Source organism: Candidatus Methanoprimaticola sp. MG2, from assembly GCF_047501175.1.
Taxonomy (GTDB): Archaea; Thermoplasmatota; Thermoplasmata; order Methanomassiliicoccales; family Methanomethylophilaceae; genus Methanoprimaticola.
In genome coordinates this window covers 1-15092 of record NZ_JBEQWH010000012.1, presented here as the reverse complement: position 1 = coordinate 15092, position 15092 = coordinate 1, and the positions used below count along the sequence as shown (strand labels likewise).

At 59.3% G+C, this 15092-nt stretch carries 18 protein-coding genes and 2 rRNA genes; 11 read left to right on the top strand and 9 right to left on the bottom strand.

All coding sequences use genetic code 11. The features are described from left to right. Positions 1–4 precede the first annotated feature (4 nt). Both V5D86_RS08495 and V5D86_RS08490 read right to left on the bottom strand, forming a co-directional pair. The gene (locus V5D86_RS08495) at positions 5–289 is read right to left on the bottom strand and encodes a hypothetical protein (RefSeq protein WP_414596253.1); all 285 of its coding nucleotides are present in this window, start codon (positions 287–289) and stop codon (positions 5–7) included. Between the two features lie 187 nt (positions 290–476). Next, positions 477–809, bottom strand: coding sequence for a hypothetical protein (locus V5D86_RS08490; protein WP_414596252.1), 333 nt, complete (start codon positions 807–809; stop codon positions 477–479). A 166-nt stretch (positions 810–975) separates the two neighbouring features. Here V5D86_RS08490 and V5D86_RS08485 point away from each other — a divergent pair, with 166 nt between their 5' ends. Genes V5D86_RS08485 through V5D86_RS08465 form a run of 5 tightly spaced genes read left to right on the top strand, consistent with a single transcriptional unit; the run spans position 976 to position 4128 of the window. Further along, a complete protein-coding gene (locus V5D86_RS08485; RefSeq protein ID WP_414596251.1) occupies positions 976–1599 on the top strand; it encodes a nitroreductase family protein in 624 nt (207 codons plus the stop codon). Next, positions 1599–2348 (top strand): methanogenesis marker protein Mmp4/MtxX, encoded by a 750-nt coding sequence (mtxX, locus tag V5D86_RS08480; protein ID WP_414596250.1) that lies wholly within the window; start codon positions 1599–1601, stop codon positions 2346–2348. The genes V5D86_RS08485 and mtxX overlap by 1 nt, the downstream gene beginning before the upstream one ends. Continuing rightward, the gene (locus tag V5D86_RS08475) at positions 2345–2818 is read left to right on the top strand and encodes a 6-pyruvoyl trahydropterin synthase family protein (RefSeq protein WP_414596249.1); all 474 of its coding nucleotides are present in this window, start codon (positions 2345–2347) and stop codon (positions 2816–2818) included. The genes mtxX and V5D86_RS08475 overlap by 4 nt, the downstream gene beginning before the upstream one ends. After that, positions 2819–3505 (top strand): 7-cyano-7-deazaguanine synthase QueC, encoded by a 687-nt coding sequence (gene queC / locus V5D86_RS08470; RefSeq protein WP_414596248.1) that lies wholly within the window; start codon positions 2819–2821, stop codon positions 3503–3505. Continuing rightward, positions 3502–4128 (top strand): 7-carboxy-7-deazaguanine synthase QueE, encoded by a 627-nt coding sequence (locus V5D86_RS08465; RefSeq protein ID WP_414596247.1) that lies wholly within the window; start codon positions 3502–3504, stop codon positions 4126–4128. The genes queC and V5D86_RS08465 overlap by 4 nt, the downstream gene beginning before the upstream one ends. A 52-nt stretch (positions 4129–4180) precedes the next feature. On the opposite strand, the gene V5D86_RS08460 is transcribed toward V5D86_RS08465, so the two are convergent. Beyond that, entirely contained in the window at positions 4181–4534 is a 354-nt protein-coding gene (locus tag V5D86_RS08460) for a NifB/NifX family molybdenum-iron cluster-binding protein (RefSeq protein WP_414596246.1), read from the bottom strand. Next, positions 4531–5355: an Mrp/NBP35 family ATP-binding protein gene (locus tag V5D86_RS08455; RefSeq protein WP_414596245.1), complete on the bottom strand. Its 825-nt coding sequence runs from the start codon at positions 5353–5355 to the stop codon at positions 4531–4533. Before V5D86_RS08455 ends, V5D86_RS08460 begins: the two co-directional genes overlap by 4 nt. A 167-nt stretch (positions 5356–5522) precedes the next feature. On the opposite strand from V5D86_RS08455, the gene V5D86_RS08450 reads away from it, so the two are divergent. Continuing rightward, entirely contained in the window at positions 5523–6701 is a 1179-nt protein-coding gene (locus V5D86_RS08450; protein ID WP_414596244.1) for an excisionase, read from the top strand. 12 nt (positions 6702–6713) lie between these two features. Then, positions 6714–7556, top strand: coding sequence for a CBS pair associated ParBc domain-containing protein (locus V5D86_RS08445; RefSeq protein WP_414596243.1), 843 nt, complete (start codon positions 6714–6716; stop codon positions 7554–7556). Positions 7557–7574: 18 nt separating this feature from the next. On the opposite strand, the gene V5D86_RS08440 is transcribed toward V5D86_RS08445, so the two are convergent. The 3 genes from V5D86_RS08440 to ppsA all read right to left on the bottom strand — a co-directional run bounded on the left by V5D86_RS08440 (position 7575) and on the right by ppsA (position 11040). Then, positions 7575–7877 carry a branched-chain amino acid transporter permease gene (locus tag V5D86_RS08440; protein WP_414596300.1) on the bottom strand — a complete coding sequence of 101 codons (303 nt, stop codon included), beginning with the start codon at positions 7875–7877 and terminating at the stop codon, positions 7575–7577. A 19-nt stretch (positions 7878–7896) separates the two neighbouring features. Next, positions 7897–8607, bottom strand: a complete 711-nt coding sequence (locus V5D86_RS08435; protein WP_414596242.1) for an AzlC family ABC transporter permease — start codon at positions 8605–8607, stop codon at positions 7897–7899. A gap of 123 nt (positions 8608–8730) precedes the next feature. Beyond that, positions 8731–11040, bottom strand: coding sequence for a phosphoenolpyruvate synthase (gene ppsA / locus V5D86_RS08430; protein WP_414596241.1), 2310 nt, complete (start codon positions 11038–11040; stop codon positions 8731–8733). Between the two features lie 400 nt (positions 11041–11440). On the opposite strand from ppsA, the gene V5D86_RS08425 reads away from it, so the two are divergent. From V5D86_RS08425 to V5D86_RS08410, 4 genes are read left to right on the top strand one after another with little or no spacing between them, the layout of a single operon-like run. Then, positions 11441–11992, top strand: a complete 552-nt coding sequence (locus V5D86_RS08425; protein ID WP_414596240.1) for a 2-oxoacid:acceptor oxidoreductase family protein — start codon at positions 11441–11443, stop codon at positions 11990–11992. Position 11993: 1 nt separating this feature from the next. Then, positions 11994–12269 (top strand): 4Fe-4S dicluster-binding protein, encoded by a 276-nt coding sequence (locus V5D86_RS08420; protein ID WP_414596239.1) that lies wholly within the window; start codon positions 11994–11996, stop codon positions 12267–12269. Between the two features lie 2 nt (positions 12270–12271). After that, positions 12272–13435 carry a pyruvate ferredoxin oxidoreductase gene (gene porA / locus V5D86_RS08415; RefSeq protein ID WP_414596238.1) on the top strand — a complete coding sequence of 388 codons (1164 nt, stop codon included), beginning with the start codon at positions 12272–12274 and terminating at the stop codon, positions 13433–13435. After that, positions 13432–14385, top strand: coding sequence for a thiamine pyrophosphate-dependent enzyme (locus tag V5D86_RS08410; protein WP_414596237.1), 954 nt, complete (start codon positions 13432–13434; stop codon positions 14383–14385). The genes porA and V5D86_RS08410 overlap by 4 nt, the downstream gene beginning before the upstream one ends. 155 nt (positions 14386–14540) lie before the next feature. Here V5D86_RS08410 and rrf (V5D86_RS08405) read toward each other — a convergent pair. Together rrf (V5D86_RS08405) and rrf (V5D86_RS08400) are read right to left on the bottom strand one after the other, a co-directional pair. After that, positions 14541–14662: ribosomal RNA gene (gene rrf / locus V5D86_RS08405) — 5S ribosomal RNA — on the bottom strand. 206 nt (positions 14663–14868) lie between these two features. Next, positions 14869–14990 (bottom strand): 5S ribosomal RNA (gene rrf / locus V5D86_RS08400). Between the last annotated feature and the right edge of the window lie 102 nt (positions 14991–15092).

Sequence of the window (15092 nt, the reverse complement as noted above, 5' to 3'; positions counted from 1 at the left end):
CGTATCACTTGGTCAGGTACGTCACCGTCGCGGGGTTCTCCGCGGACTCCCCGTCCATGTAGTGGATGTATCCGTTCGCCGCCTCATGGTCCAGAATCTCCTGCAGCTCCGCGTTGAGGCTCTTGTTCATCCTGTTGGTCGCATAGTATGCGAAGAGGAGCAGAACGAGTCCGAGTATGAAGAGCACCTCGAACCCCACCTCGATGAGCGCCACATAGCAGATGAACCCCGACACCATCATCGCGATGCCGGCGACGGACATCAGGAGATACACCTGTCCCTTTTCCATGTCCCGGACTATGCTCTGCTGATAGATAAGATGAATCATGCCGGGTCCATTCGGACGATCGATGACTCACGATGGTTATGGCCTGTGCAGACGTCTCTAGGATGAGACGCCTTGTCAAAAGGGGAAACTGGGGGGTATCCCCCATGTCTGCAGATGATTCCTAGAACCTGATGGTGACAGTCGTCAATCAAGTTCTGGGACCGTCACGGTCGTTCGATCTGTTCGGAGCATGGTCCGGGTTCGAGATGAAGTAGAAGTACTTCCCGTCATCTGAACATTCGTACGATATGGACATCTCCTTCTCGCAACGAACGTCCTTCAAATCCTTATGGACCCTGTAATTGGTACATGCGTTCAGGAATATGACGGAGCCTCCCATGACAACACTGGCGGCTTCCAACAGCAGGATGTCTGCCCAGATCCCCAGGATCCCTGTGATCAGGACAAGTGTCCCCGCCACGATCCAAGAGACGTAGGGCGGCTCACCCGGTCTGACAATGATTCCGATTCCTCTCACCATCACGAACACTCCTTGTCGTCGGAGAGACCATGGCAGTACGGGCTAATGAATGTGACACCGCCGAACGGCATCCGGGACACGCATCCCGGACGGGATCCGTAAAAATCGATTCTCGGGCGAAGGTGTCCGACGCAAGGGTTTATAGGCCGTCGGCATTAGCATCCGCATGGAGTACCAGGAAGCTGTTTCCGCCAGGTATTCGGCGTACATGCTCGACGATGACATCGCGAGCGCAGGCGTGACGATGGACGACGTGATCCGCATGCTGGAGACCATGTCTCCCAACGTCCCTTCGTCGTTCAACGCGCAGTCCGTCAGGATGGTCGTCCTCGCTGGAGAGGACCACAGGAGGTTCTGGGCCATCGTGGAGGACATCCTCCGCAGGAAGGTGGGGGACGAGCAGAGGTTCCGCAAGACCGAGATAAAGCTCCGCAACTTCGCGAAGGCGGCCGGGACCATCCTGTTCTACGAGATAGACAGTTCCGCAGCATCGCTGGCCGAGCAGTATCCCAGCTATGCGGACGCATTCCCCGTCTGGGCCGAGCACGGGAACGCCATGATGCAGTTCGCCGTCTGGACCGCGATGTACGACATCGGTCTCGGAGCGAACATACAGCACTACAACCCGATCGTGGACGATGCGGTGCGCGAGGAGTTCGGCATACCCGAGGGGTACAGGCTCGTGGCGCAGCTCGTGTTCGGCAGGATCGCCGGGGAGTCCGAGCGCAAGGACAAGCTTCCCGGTAGCGCGATCGTATCCGTCGGACACTCGAACAAAGGTGGTCTCTGATGATCGGGAGTTCGGGAGAGCTCCTCGCAGGGCCGCTGCCGAACGTCCGCATAGGGATAGGGAGGGGGACCGACAGGGGCTTCGTCGAGGCGAGCGCCGAGGGGTCCGGGGCGAACGTCACCATATATGACGACCCCGAGGCCATGGTCTCCGACCTGGTGTCGGGGAGGATCGATGCCGCCGTGCGCGGGGACATGCCCTCCGACGTCCTGCTACCGATACTCAAGAGAGGCATGAAGCTCAGGAGGCTCGAGCGCGTGGTCCTGCTGGAGCCGAGGGGAGGGAGGCTCCTCATGCTCGCCCCCGTCGGGATAGACGAGGGGTGGACCAACGACCAGAGGGTCGACATCGCGCGCCGCGCCGCCGACCTGGCCCGGACCATCGGGATGGACTCCCGCATAGCGGTCATGTCGGGCGGGAGGGCCGAGGACCGCGGCAGGTGCGCCGCGGTGGACCGTTCCATAGACAGCGCCGAGGCCGTCACAGCGAAGCTGAACCAGGCGGGGTACGACGCTTACAACTGCCAGATCCTCGTGGAGGACGCGATCCACGAGGCGGGGGTGATAATCGCTCCCGAGGGCATCACGGGTAACATAATGTTCAGGACCCTCCACTTCGTGGGAGGGGCCCAGGCCCTGGGCGCGCCCGTCGTCAACTCGGACAGGGTGTTCGTCGACACGTCGAGGGCAAAAACCGATTACAGGGACTCCATCGCCCTGGCCAGAAGACTAACGGAGGGTTCACAGTGATATTGGAGATAGACGGAGGATATTCGGGGATCAGGTTTTCGGCATGCCATTTCATACCGAGGCACGAGAAGTGCTCCAGGCTCCACGGCCACTCTTACATCGTGAGGCTCAGGCTGGAGGGCGAGATAGGGGCCGAGGGCATGATCATGGACTTCGTCATACTCAAGAAGGAGCTGAAGGCGATCATCGAGGAGTTCGACCACAGGACGCTGATCCCTACGGAGTCCGAGGATGTCAGCGTGACGGTCACCCCCGAGTCCGTGGAGGCGGTCTCCTGCGGGAAGAGGTACCTGTTCCCGAGGGAGGACGTCACCCTGCTGCCCATCCCCACGACCACCGCGGAGGAGATGGCCCGCATGATGACCAGGAGGATGGTCGACGACATCAGGTTCCCGTCCAACGTGCGCTCGGTCTCGGTGGGACTGGACGAGGAGCGCGGGCAGACCGCATGGTACACGGAGGTGCTCTGAATGCCCAAGGCGGTCGTCCTACTCTCTGGAGGTTTGGACTCCACCACGTCACTCGCACAGGCGATCGCCGACGGATGCGAGGTAACGGCCATCAGCTTCAGGTACGGCCAGAGGCACACCAGGGAGCTCGTCTCCGCCGAGAACGTGTGCAGGCACTACGGCGTGGACCACGTGGTCATCGACCTCAACCTGTCATCGTTCCGTTCGGCCCTCACCAGGGACGACATCGACGTCCCGATGGACCGCGAGGGGGACCTCAGCGAGACCATCCCCGTGACGTACGTCCCCGCCCGGAACATAGTGTTCCTGAGCATCGCCGCCGGACTCTGCGAGTCGATCGACGCGGACAGGATATACATAGGCGCCAACGTCGTCGACTACTCCGGATACCCGGACTGCCGCCCGGAGTTCTTCGAGGCATTCCAGAACATGCTCGGGAAGGGCACCAAGGCAGGGGTCGAGGGCAATCCGATCAGGATCGTGACCCCGATACTCCACGATTCCAAGGCCGACATCGTCAGGCGCGGGAAGAGGCTAGGGGCGCCCCTGGAGCTCTCGTGGTCCTGCTACAACGGCGGGGACAAGGCATGCGGCCACTGCGACTCGTGCCGCCTGAGGCTCGAGGGCTTCAGGGAGGCGGGGTACAGGGACGAGATCGAATACGAGCACGGTGAGAACCTGCAATGAGGATCTGCGAGATATTCCGGTCCATCCAGGGCGAGGGGCTCCAGATGGGGCTCCCGACCGTGTTCGTCCGCGCGGTAGGATGCAACCTCAGGTGCAGGTGGTGCGACACCGGCTACTCGTTCGAGGGAGGAACGGACATGACCCTGGACGAGATAGTTGAGAGGGTCGGGGACTGCCCCCGCGTGTGCCTCACGGGAGGGGAGCCAATGATGCAGCCGGACGCGCCGGAGCTGATCGGGAGGCTGGTCTCGATGGGGAGGCAAGTCGACCTGGAGACCAACGGGTCGGTGGACCTCTCCGCCGTCCCCCGGGACGACCTGGTCCTCATAAGCATGGACTGGAAGTGTCCCGCGTCGGGCATGACCGACCGCATGCTCGTCGGGAACCTGGATCTCCTCTCGGGGAAGGACCAGCTGAAGTTCGTCATCGAGACCGAGGAGGACCTGGACTACGCGGTGGACTTCGTCAAGGCGCACCGCCCGGGGACGAACGTGATATTCGGGCCGGTCGGCGGGACCGGGAGGCTGGGATGGCTGGCGGATCGCGTCCTGTCCGAGGGCATCGATGTGCGCGTACTGCCTCAGCTTCACAAGATCATATGGGGGGACAGGACCGGCGTGTGAGCCGGCCCTTATGGGTTTTATGTTGGATGATGAGGGTAGCGAACTGCCTTCTTCATCCAGCCATGCTCTCGAACTTCTTCCGTCTCTCCACGCGACGGATGTAGTCCCTTATCGCTTCCTCGACGGTGCCCTCCTCGTCGGAGGACACGTCGATGCCGGCCTTCCTGAGGATCTCTATGCCGTGCATACCGATCCCTCCGGTCAGCACCGCATCGACACCACCCAGTCCGGATATGGCCCTCGCCACGGCCATCCCCGCTCCGGACTCCGAGTCCATGAACTCGTTCACGATGACGCTGTAGTCCAGGGTCTCGGAGTCCACCAGCAGGAAGAACGGGGCGTGGCCGAAGTCGTCTGCGACGTACGAGTCCAGCGACTCCCCTTCGGAAACTGCGATTATCCTCATTCTACCGTCTTGACGATCCTGTCGACGATCCCCTTGAACGCCTTCGCGGACGCGGAGTCGGGATACTTCAGGACCACGGGCATTCCGCTGTCGCCGCACTCCACCACTCCAGGCTCTATGGGCACCTTGCCAAGGAACTGGACGTTGAGCTCGGCCGCAGCCTTCTCCCCGCCGCCGGACTTGAAGATGTCCGTGATCTCCCCGCAGTGGGGGCAGACGAACCCGCTCATGTTCTCGACTATGCCGATGATCGGGATCCTCGTCTCGGCACCGAACCTCAGGGACTTCCTGCTGTCAAGCAGTGCGACGTCCTGCGGGGTGGTGACGATAACCATCCCGTCGGCCTTGGGCATGAGCTGGACGATGGACAGCGCCTCATCGCCGGTCCCGGGGGGCATGTCTATGACGAGATAGTCGAGCTCTCCCCAGTTGACATCCTCGATGAACTGCTTTATGGCGCCCATCTTGACGGGGCCCCTCCACATGACGGGGGAGTCCTTGTCGGGAAGCAGGAATGCCATGGACATGAGTTTCAGGGAAGGCGGTACCGTGACGGGGATCAGCCTCTCGTCGAGCACATGGAGCTTCTCGTCCTCGACACCGAACATCTTGGGGATGTTGGGCCCGGTGATGTCCACGTCCATGATCCCCGTCTGGTACCCCCTGTTGGACAGCTCGGTGGCGAGATTGGACGATACGGTGGACTTTCCCACTCCGCCTTTCCCGCTCATAACGATGATGATGTGCTTGATCTTGTCGAGCGCATCGTGGAGCCTGGTCTCTTCCTCGATGCTCTCCGCAGTCATGACTGTTCCTGCCATGTTTATATTCCTCTGGGAGGGCGGTAGATTGAGCAACCAATTAAAGAGTTCGCAGGAACCCATCCATACTCAGTCTGGTTAAGTCCCCGTGCTAGACATCTTTATAGAATATGATAGTTATATGACAATGCTGAACAGCTATCAGGGACAGTTCGGACGGAATCCACATGGCACATTACGATCTGATGCACAAGGACCTGCTGGTGTCTGAACTGGATATGGACTTGGACACCGGCCTCATCAGCTCGGTCGTGTCGGTCTCCCGGCTGGACCACATGCCTGTCAGAACGGTCAGGGGCGGGCATCCGGATTCCAAATCCTTGAAGGACTGGTGGTCCGGCAGGTCGATCCCCGTGAGTCGTACTGGGATACGCGATCTGTGTGAGTATCTGGGCATCGGGGCGCCTTTCAGACTCCTGATGGAATCCAATGGCCTCTGTCTGTCCGATCATTACTGGATCCGTCAGCACAATGCGGATCTCAGCTGGTCTTCGGTGAATTTCCTAGAGAACGATTTCTCTGAGGACATGGGGGACCTGTTGTTCGGACGGGATGTTCCAGAGAGGGGGTTGGACCTCTCATCCCCGGACAGCACCACCGAGGGTAATCTGAGGAAGAAGTGGAAGATAATCGGCAGCAAGCGCAGACTTCTGAAATCCGGCACACCGCCCATCAACCAGGAGCCTTTCAACGAGGTGATAGCGGCCCATATCTCGGAGGCGTTGGGGATTCCGCACGTGGATTACGATCTCATATCGGACGGAAGGCTCCTCTGCTCCGCATGCGATGATTTCATAGACGGAGGTTCGGAGTTCGTCTCGGCATACAATGTCATGGTATCGACCCCCCGGTCGAATAACACGACCTCTCTGGACCATTATGTCGGGTGTTGCAGGGAACACGGGATCGACATCACCCACGATGTGGACATGATGCTGGTGCTGGACTATCTCATGGTCAACGTCGACCGTCACACCAACAACTTCGGCATCATACGTGACCCGGACACCTTGGAGTGGAAGGGGGCATCGCCGATATTCGATACGGGGGCCAGTCTGGGTTTCGACAAGATCGTCGATGACATCCAATATGCCTCGTCCGACAGATGCAAGCCGTTCAGGAAGAGCTTCGACGACCAGCTGACGCTAGTATCGGATCTCGATTGGGTCGATATGGACGCCCTCCGTTCCAGTCTGGACGGTGTCGAGGACATACTCGGTTCCGCGGACGGGGCGGTCCCGGAGGACCGTCGCGATGCGATCATGCTGCTCCTGAGGTCCCGCATCTCCTCCCTGGAGCGTAGGGTCCGTGCCATCTCAGACCGAGACTTATTATCACGCCGATGAGATTCGGGATCGATGCCAGACGCTACAGTCGGAGAGTACATGATCCGCAAGGTTCACACGGTCAGTCCTGACATGACGGTGGAGCAGGTGAGGCAGGAGATCATCGCCTCCAATTTCCACGGATTCCCGATAACGGAGAAGGGGTACCTTCTGGGATTCATCACCGCGAAGGAGCTTCTCCGGCATGTGGACAAGCCAAATGCCAAGATCCGCACGGTCATGAGCAGGGGAACGCTGTGTGCGATCCCCTCGATGTCCACGGAGGACGCGACGCGCATACTGTTCAGGTACGGGCTCAGGAACCTCCCTGTCGTGGACGAGGACAAGAAACTGGTCGGGATCATATCCAACATCGACATCGTCCGTTCGCAGATAGAGAAGTCGCGTCCGGGCAAGGTGATGTCCATCAAGAACTTCCTGGAGCAGCAGAACGGACTCCGCTTCAAGGTGGTCAACAAGGACATAGGCATAGACCAGATCATCCCGACCCAGAAGGAGGTCTACATGGACGAGCTGATCGGACGCCAGTACGAGCTGAAGAGAGGACTCAACGAGCCTCTCATAGTCGTGGAGCGCCGCGAGGGATATCTCCTGGTGGACGGTCACCACAGGATGATGGCCGCGAAGAAGCTCGGCCTGAAGGACTTCAAGGCGATAGTCCTGGTCCCCAACGACTACGACACGAAGATCGGCCTGGAGAAGACGGCGGAGCGCTGGGGGTTACACAGCCTCGACGACGTCAAGATCATCGAGGGTTCCAAGCACCCGTTCATGGAGATCACCACGATGCTGCTCCCGAGCGAGGAGGCCGACGGTATAAACCAGAGGCTGATGGACAGCGTCAAGGATGAGTGAGCCGTCCGTACGGGCGGGTCAGAATACCGCCTGCACCAGGAACATGTATAGCACGGTCCCCGCGCCCACGCTGAGGAAGATGTTCCTCTTCCAAACGTGAAGCGCTATCACCACGAGGCAGGATATCAGTTCCGGGATGCCGTAGGGGTAGGTGAGGACGTCGGTCGTCTTCAGGCAGTAGACCACCAGCATCCCTATGACCGCCGGAGGCAGCACCATCCCGATGTACTTGACGGCCGGAGGGATCTCCTTGCCCTTGGGGAACACCAGGAACGATGCCGCGCGCGTGGCGAACGTCGCCACGGCCACGACCGCGATCATGATCAGCGACGATACAGTGTCAAGCACCGTCCTCGACCTCCATCTTCTTCTCCAGCCTGTCCCTGCAGAGCATGATGACCGCGATGATGAGGATCATCGTGGGCAGGACGAAGTTGTTCGCTCCGAATATCAGCAGGCACACGAACGCGACCACCAGTCCGATGAGCTCCGCAGGTCTGTTGGTGCGCCTGTACCAGAGCTCTATGAACATCACGATGAACAGCGCGGTCATGGCGAACTCGACCCCCTCGGAGCTGAATCCGATTCCCGTTGCGAGTATCGACCCTATGACCGTACCGATGATCCAGTACAGCTGGTCGAGCAGGGTTATGGAGAACAGGAACTTGCCCTCGTCCACTCCCTCCGGCACCTTCGTGGTGCAGATGAGCGAGTAGGTCTCATCGGTCATCCCGAATATCATGTACCAGCGCTTCCTGTCGAACCTGTTGTACCTCTCCACGAGCGACAGGCCGTAGAAGACGTGCCTGATGTTCACCATGATGGTCAGGAACGCCGCCTGCACGAGCGAGAACCCCGGAACGAAGAAGTTGACGGCCAGGTACTGTCCGGACCCGGCGTAGACGACCGTGCTCATGAGGATGGCCCACAGGATGTTGTATCCCATGTCGGCGAACATCACCCCGAACGCCCCGCCGATGAACAGATATCCTGTGAGGACCGGGACGGTGTATGGGAACGCCTTGACGATCGCTTCTCTGTAGCTGCTCATTGTCTCACTCGTTCGATGTCCTAATCGGCTGCAGGGCGCCGATGCGGCTGCCTCTATATATCGGGGTCGGTCCGGAGCGAGAAAGAAGGGTATGAGGGGCGGATGCCCCTCCTGGAAATGATTTCAGAGCTTGTCCCTGAGGTTCCTGAGGTCTCTCAGGAGCACCCTCTGCTCGGCCGAGGCGATGATCCTCTTGGTCTTGTTGAAGGTGTCCGGGTTCAGGGATATGCAGTCGATCCCCTGCTCCACCAGGAACTCGGTGAACTCGGGGTACACGGAGGGGGCCTGTCCGCAGATGCTGACGTGCTTGCCGTTCTCGTGGGCGACCTTTATGAGCTGGGCGATCGCCCTCTTGACGCCCTCCTGCCTCTCGTCGAAGTATCCCATGTGACCGAGGATGTCGGAGTCGCGGTCGCATCCCATGGTCAGCTGGGTCAGGTCGTTGGACCCGATGGAGAACCAGTCGCAGTACTTGCAGAACTCGTCGGCCATGAAGATGTTCACGGGGACCTCGGCCATGAAGTAGAGCTTGAAGTCCCTGCCGCGCCTGAGCCCGACCTGCTTCATCATCTCTGTGATGTCCTCGACCTCCTCGATGGTGCGGACGAACGGGAGCATCATGTTGAGGTTCTTGAATCCCATCTCGTCGCGCACCTTCTTGATGGCCCTGAGCTCGCACATGAATGCCTCGCGGTAGGACTCGGAGACGTACCTGGAGCAACCTCTCCAGCCGATCATGGGGTTGTCCTCGTTCGGCTCGTAGTCCGCCCCGCCCTTCATGTCGCGGTACTCGTTGGTCTTGAAGTCGGATGTGCGGAGGGTGATCGGCCTGGGGTAGAACGCCCTGCAGACCTTGGCTATGCCCTCTGCGAGCTTGTCGATGAGCTCGTCGGTCCTCCCCTCCTCGATCACGGCGCAGGGGTGCTCCCCTATGTAGTTGGTGAACAGGAACTCGCTGCGCATCAGCCCGACGCCGTCGCACTGGAGCTTCGCGATCTCGTCCGCCTTGGCGGGCATGGACATGTTGACCATGACCTTGGTTCCCGTGATGGGAACGTACTCGGCGCAGACGCACGCGGACCCGGCGGCCGCGGCCTCGGCCTTCCTGAGTGTCCCCTTGTACACGGTCCCGGTGGTACCGTCCACGGTGACCTCCATCCCGTCCTTCAGGACCTCGGTCGCGTTCCCGGTACCGACGACGCAGGGCGTCCCGAGCTCCCTGGAGATGATGGCGGCGTGACAGGTCATGCCTCCCTCGTCGGTGACGATCCCGGCGGCCCTGCTCATCGCGGGGACCATGTCGGGCATGGTCATCTTGGTGACGAGGATGTCGCCCTCCTTGACGGCATCGAGGCTCATGCTGATGTCGTACAGGATCACCTTCCCGGTCGCAAGGCCGGGACTGGCACCCAGGCCGTTGGACAGGATGTCCTCGCTGGACACGGCGGTCCCGACGGACTCGTTGGTGGCGGAGTTGCCGGTGGCGGTGATGGGCCTCGCCTGCACGATGTAGACCTTGTCGTCCTCTATGCACCACTCCATGTCCATGGGCTTTTCGTAGTGGATCTCGATCTGCCTTCCGATCTCCGCGATCTCCTGTATGCGGGAGTCGGGTATCTTCTGCGCCTTGACCATGTCGGACGGCATGTCCTTCTTCTCGACACCGCCTTCCTTCCCGCGGACGTACTTCCATGTCTGGGTGGAGATCCTCTTCTTGACGACCTCCATCTTCTGCTTGTCCACGATGTAGGTGTCGGGAGTGACCTCTCCGCCTACGATGGCCTCTCCGAGGCCGTATCCTCCCTCTATGACGATCTGCTTCGCGCCGCTGTTGGGGTCGACGGTGAACATGATCCCGGAGAACTCGGAATTGACCATCCTCTGGACGACGACGGCCAGCTTGACATCGCTGTGGGAGTAGCCCTGCTTCTCGCGGTACGCGATGGCGCGGGCGGTGAAAAGGGACGACCAGCATTTCCTGATCTTGTCGAAGAGGTCCGCCTCGTCCTTGACGTTGAGGTAGGTCTCCTGCTGACCGGCGAAGCTGGCATCGGGAAGGTCCTCGGCCGTCGCGGACGACCTGACGGCCACGAACCCGACCTTTCCCTTGGGGACGAGGAGCCTGTACTTGGAGACGATCTCCTTCTTCAGGTCGTCGGGGATGGCGCATTCCTCGAAAATGGCCCTGATCTCCTCGGACGCCTGGGTGAGGCTGTCGTCGGAGGTGCGATCGATGCCGGCGAGCTTCTTCTCGACCTCGGGCATCAGTTTTCCGTTGTTCACGAAGTAATCATAGGAGAACGTGGTGAGAACGAACGCCTCCGGCACCGGGAAACCGGCGTTGGTGAGTTCGCCCAGGTTGGCACCCTTTCCTCCCACGATGGGTATGTCTTCGACGTGCAGCTCGTTTACATCCACAATTTTTCTGTCCATCGGGAAATCTCCGCATCTGCAAGCGGTTTGGATGGCATACTTATGCCTAATGATTCTCCGTATCCCTTTGCCTTCTAAATGATTTCCCTCATGACGGTCGTTCGGACGCGTCCCATCGCCGTGACCTGGTGCATATGGGAGGGACGGCGGGCATCGGTCGCGGTTCGCCTCCATGGATGTTACCCGTATGGATAATACGATCTCCCTCGGGATGTCGACATGATGGATCCTTCGATGTGATTTGGCTGTATTCGTAGATATTCCTACTAATATCGTAAATCCGCTACGATTCCCCTCAAAAATATGCTTATTTTTTTCTTCAATCAATAATTGAAGCAACGCTAACTACGAAGATTTTAAAACAAAGCAGACATACGGAGGCTCAGTGGTACTAATGCACATGGAACTATGTTGGCATGGTAGGGGAGGTCAGGGACTCGTCACGGCGAACGAGATCCTCGCCGAGACCGCCATCGCCTCAGGCAAGTACGTCAAGGCCTTCCCGGAGTTCGGTCCGGAAAGGATGGGTGCTCCTATCAGGGGATTCACCAGGATCTCCGACAAACCCATCAGAGTACATAGCCAAGTGTATGAGCCTGACATCGTCGTCATCATGGACGGGACCCTCGTGGGCAAGGTCGATGTCACCCGCGGGCTGAAGAAGGACTCCGTCGTGGTGGCCAACTACACCGGCTCCCCCAAGGAGCTCCAGGACGCCCTCGGCATAGACGTCGAGTGCCATACGCTGGATGCCAACAGGATAGCCATCGACGAGATCGGCAAGCCCATGGTCAACACGGTCATGCTCGGCGCGGTGATCAAGGCATGCCCTGTGGTCCCCTATGACATGCTCGAGGACCAGATCACCACGAAGTTCACCGGAAAGCTGGCCGACAAGGTCATCGTGAAGAACCTGTCCGCCCTCAAGAGGGGCTACAACGAGGTGCAGTGAAATGGCAATGGCAAACATCAAGGACCTCGTCGTAGGCGGCAGGATCATCAAGCCCGGCTCCTCCGAGGAGTTCGCCACAGGAGATTGGAGAAGCTACGTCCCGGTCGTCGACCAGGACAAGTGCATCGACTGCTACACGTGCTGGATCTACTGCCCGGACAACAGCATCGTGTTCAGGGACGACAAGATGTCCGGCGTCAAGATGTCCCACTGCAAGGGATGCGGCATCTGCGCCAGGGTATGTCCCAAGGATGCCATCACAATGAAGGAGGAGTGAGCATGAGCCACGACATAGCAATCAACGGAGACAACGCGGTCGCACTCGCATGGAAGCAGATCGACCCGGACGTGTGTGCGGCATACCCCATCACTCCTCAGACGATCATCGTCGAGAAGTTCGCGGAGTACGTGTCCAACGCCGAGGTCGGCACGGAGTTCGTCTGCGTGGAGTCCGAGCATTCCGCGCTCACGCTGTGCACCTCATCCGGTTCCGCCGGGGCCAGGACATTCACCGCCACCGCGTCCCAGGGACTGGCCTACATGTGGGAGATGCTCCCCATCACCGCGGCCATGCGCGTCCCCATCGTCATGGCCGTGGCCAACAGGGCGATCAGCGGACCCATCAACATCAACAACGATCACGGGGATGCGATGTCCGCCCGCGACACCGGATGGATCCAGCTGTTCTCGGAGAACGTCCAGCAGGCGTACGACAACTCGATCATCGCGCCCCGCATCGCGGAGCACCACGATGTCCAGCTGCCGATCCTCGTCAACCTGGACGGTTTCATCCTGACCCACGCGATCGAGAGGATGACCGTCATGGACACCAACGATGTCAAGGAGTTCGTAGGGGAGTACAAGCCCCTCTACCCGCTGCTCGACACGAAGCACCCCGTCTCCCACGGTAACATGGACGGTCCCGACTTCTACTACCCCCACAAGGTCCAGTCCGAGCTCGCCATGAAGAAGGCGCTCGAGGTAGCCGAGGAGGTCTTCAAGGAGTTCGCCGAGAAGACCGGAAGGGAGTACCATCTGGTCGATGAGTACAGGTGCGACGATGCGGAGTACGTCGCGGTCATCATCGGTTCGTCATTCGGGACCATGAAGGAGACCGTGGACATCCTCAGGGACGAGGGCCTCAAGGTCGGATGCTGCATGCCCCACGTGTACAGGCCCTGGCCCGAGGAGGCCATCGCCAAGGTGCTGAAGGGCAAGAAGGCCGTGGCCGTGTTCGACAAGCACCTCAGCATCGGGGCGTACGGACCCGTGTTCCCCGAGGTCGTCACCGCCGCCACGATCAACGGCACGGTGCCCAAGATGTACAATGTGATCTACGGACTCGGAGGCGCCGACGCCACCGTGGCCGGATTCAAGAAGATGATGGAGGCCGTGGTCTCCGGAGAGGCTCAGCGCCTCACTTACCTGGGGGTGAAGATATGACCTCACTTTCTCTGAAGGAGCTGAACAAGCTTCCTGTAAGGCTCGCGAGCGGACACAGGCTCTGCGCCGGATGCGCGGAGTCCATCATCGCGAAGCAGATCCTCATGGGCACGTCCGATGAGGTAGCAGTGTCCCTGTCCACCGGATGTTTCGAGGTGTCCACCACCGTGTTCCCGTACACTTCCTGGAACACTCCGTACGTCCACACCGCCTTCGGGAACGGTGCCGCTACATGCGCGGGTCTCGAGACGGCCTACAACGCCCTGAAGAAGAGGGGCAAGATCACCGAGGAGATCAAGTTCGTCAACTTCGCCGGAGACGGTGCGACATACGACATCGGTCTGCAGGCGCTCTCCGGAGCGATGGAGAGGGGCCACAGGATGATGTACGTGTGCCTGAACAACGAGGCGTACATGAACACCGGTATCCAGAGGTCGTCCGCAACGACCCTCGGGGCATCCACCACCACCTCCTGGGCGGGAACCGTCCAGGCCGGAAAGAAGGAGAACTCCAAGGACATGACCGCGGTCATGGTCGCGCACAACATCCCCTACGTCGCCCAGGTCTCCCCCCACAACTGGAGGGACACTGTGACCAAGGCATCCAAGGGATTCGAGGCCAATGGCCCCTCGTTCATCAACGCGATCTCCCCGTGCCCCAGGGGATGGAGGTTCCCGTCCGACAGGACCATCGACATGGCGAAGCTCGCCGTCGAGACCTGCGTCTGGCCTCTGTTCGAGGTCGTCGATGGGAAGTACTCCCTGACAGCCGAATCCTCCAGGATCGCTGACGGTAAGGCCGAGAAGAAGCCCATCCTCGACTGGTTCAATGCACAGGGAAGGTTCAAGCACCTCCTCGTGGACAAGTGGGAGCCTGTCGTCGAGGCCTATCAGGCCGAGGTCGACAGGAGATGGGCGAAGCTCGTCAAGCTCTCCGAGATGGATCTCTGATAGCTTTCATCAAACCCTTTTCCAAACCATTTATTTCTGTCAAAATTCGAAGTTTCCTGTATCCATCGGGATTCGTGTGATGATCCAATGAGCGATCACTATCGATGTCCTGATCGACTTCTAGACCTCACGGTCTTCGGAGAAAATGGGAAAGTGGTTGACAGCGTGTCTGAGTTCCCGTACGCTTGCGCAGTACAGTACAGACAGATACGCGGGCGGACTTTACTTCCGGGTTCGGGAAGGGACCGGGTGTTTCCCCGCCGCTATGGCCGTCATACCAATCCCTGCCATGTCGATGTAGTATATAATTCTATCTATTTTGAGATTTTATATACTCTTGATCGGAGCCAAGTGCGACAGGTTGTGGAACGGACGGGTCGAATCCCATGAACCGGTGTCAGGTGGTATACATCGTGGTTCAGAATCCTATCTTGTTGGTGTTCCGAGTCTAGACCTCACGGTCTTCGGAGAAAATGGGAAAGTGGTTGACAGCGTGTCTGAGTTCCCGTACGCTTGCGCAGTACAGTACAGACAGATACGCGGGCGGACTTTACTTCCGGGTTCGGGAAGGGACCGGGTGTTTCCCCGCCGCTATGGCCGTCATACCAAAACATGGCAGTCAAATAAACTATATAAAACTATCTAAAATATCTAGTGTGTTTCCTAATTCCTCGATTCTGTAATTCAATCTGGTTGTTTCTTCAAAA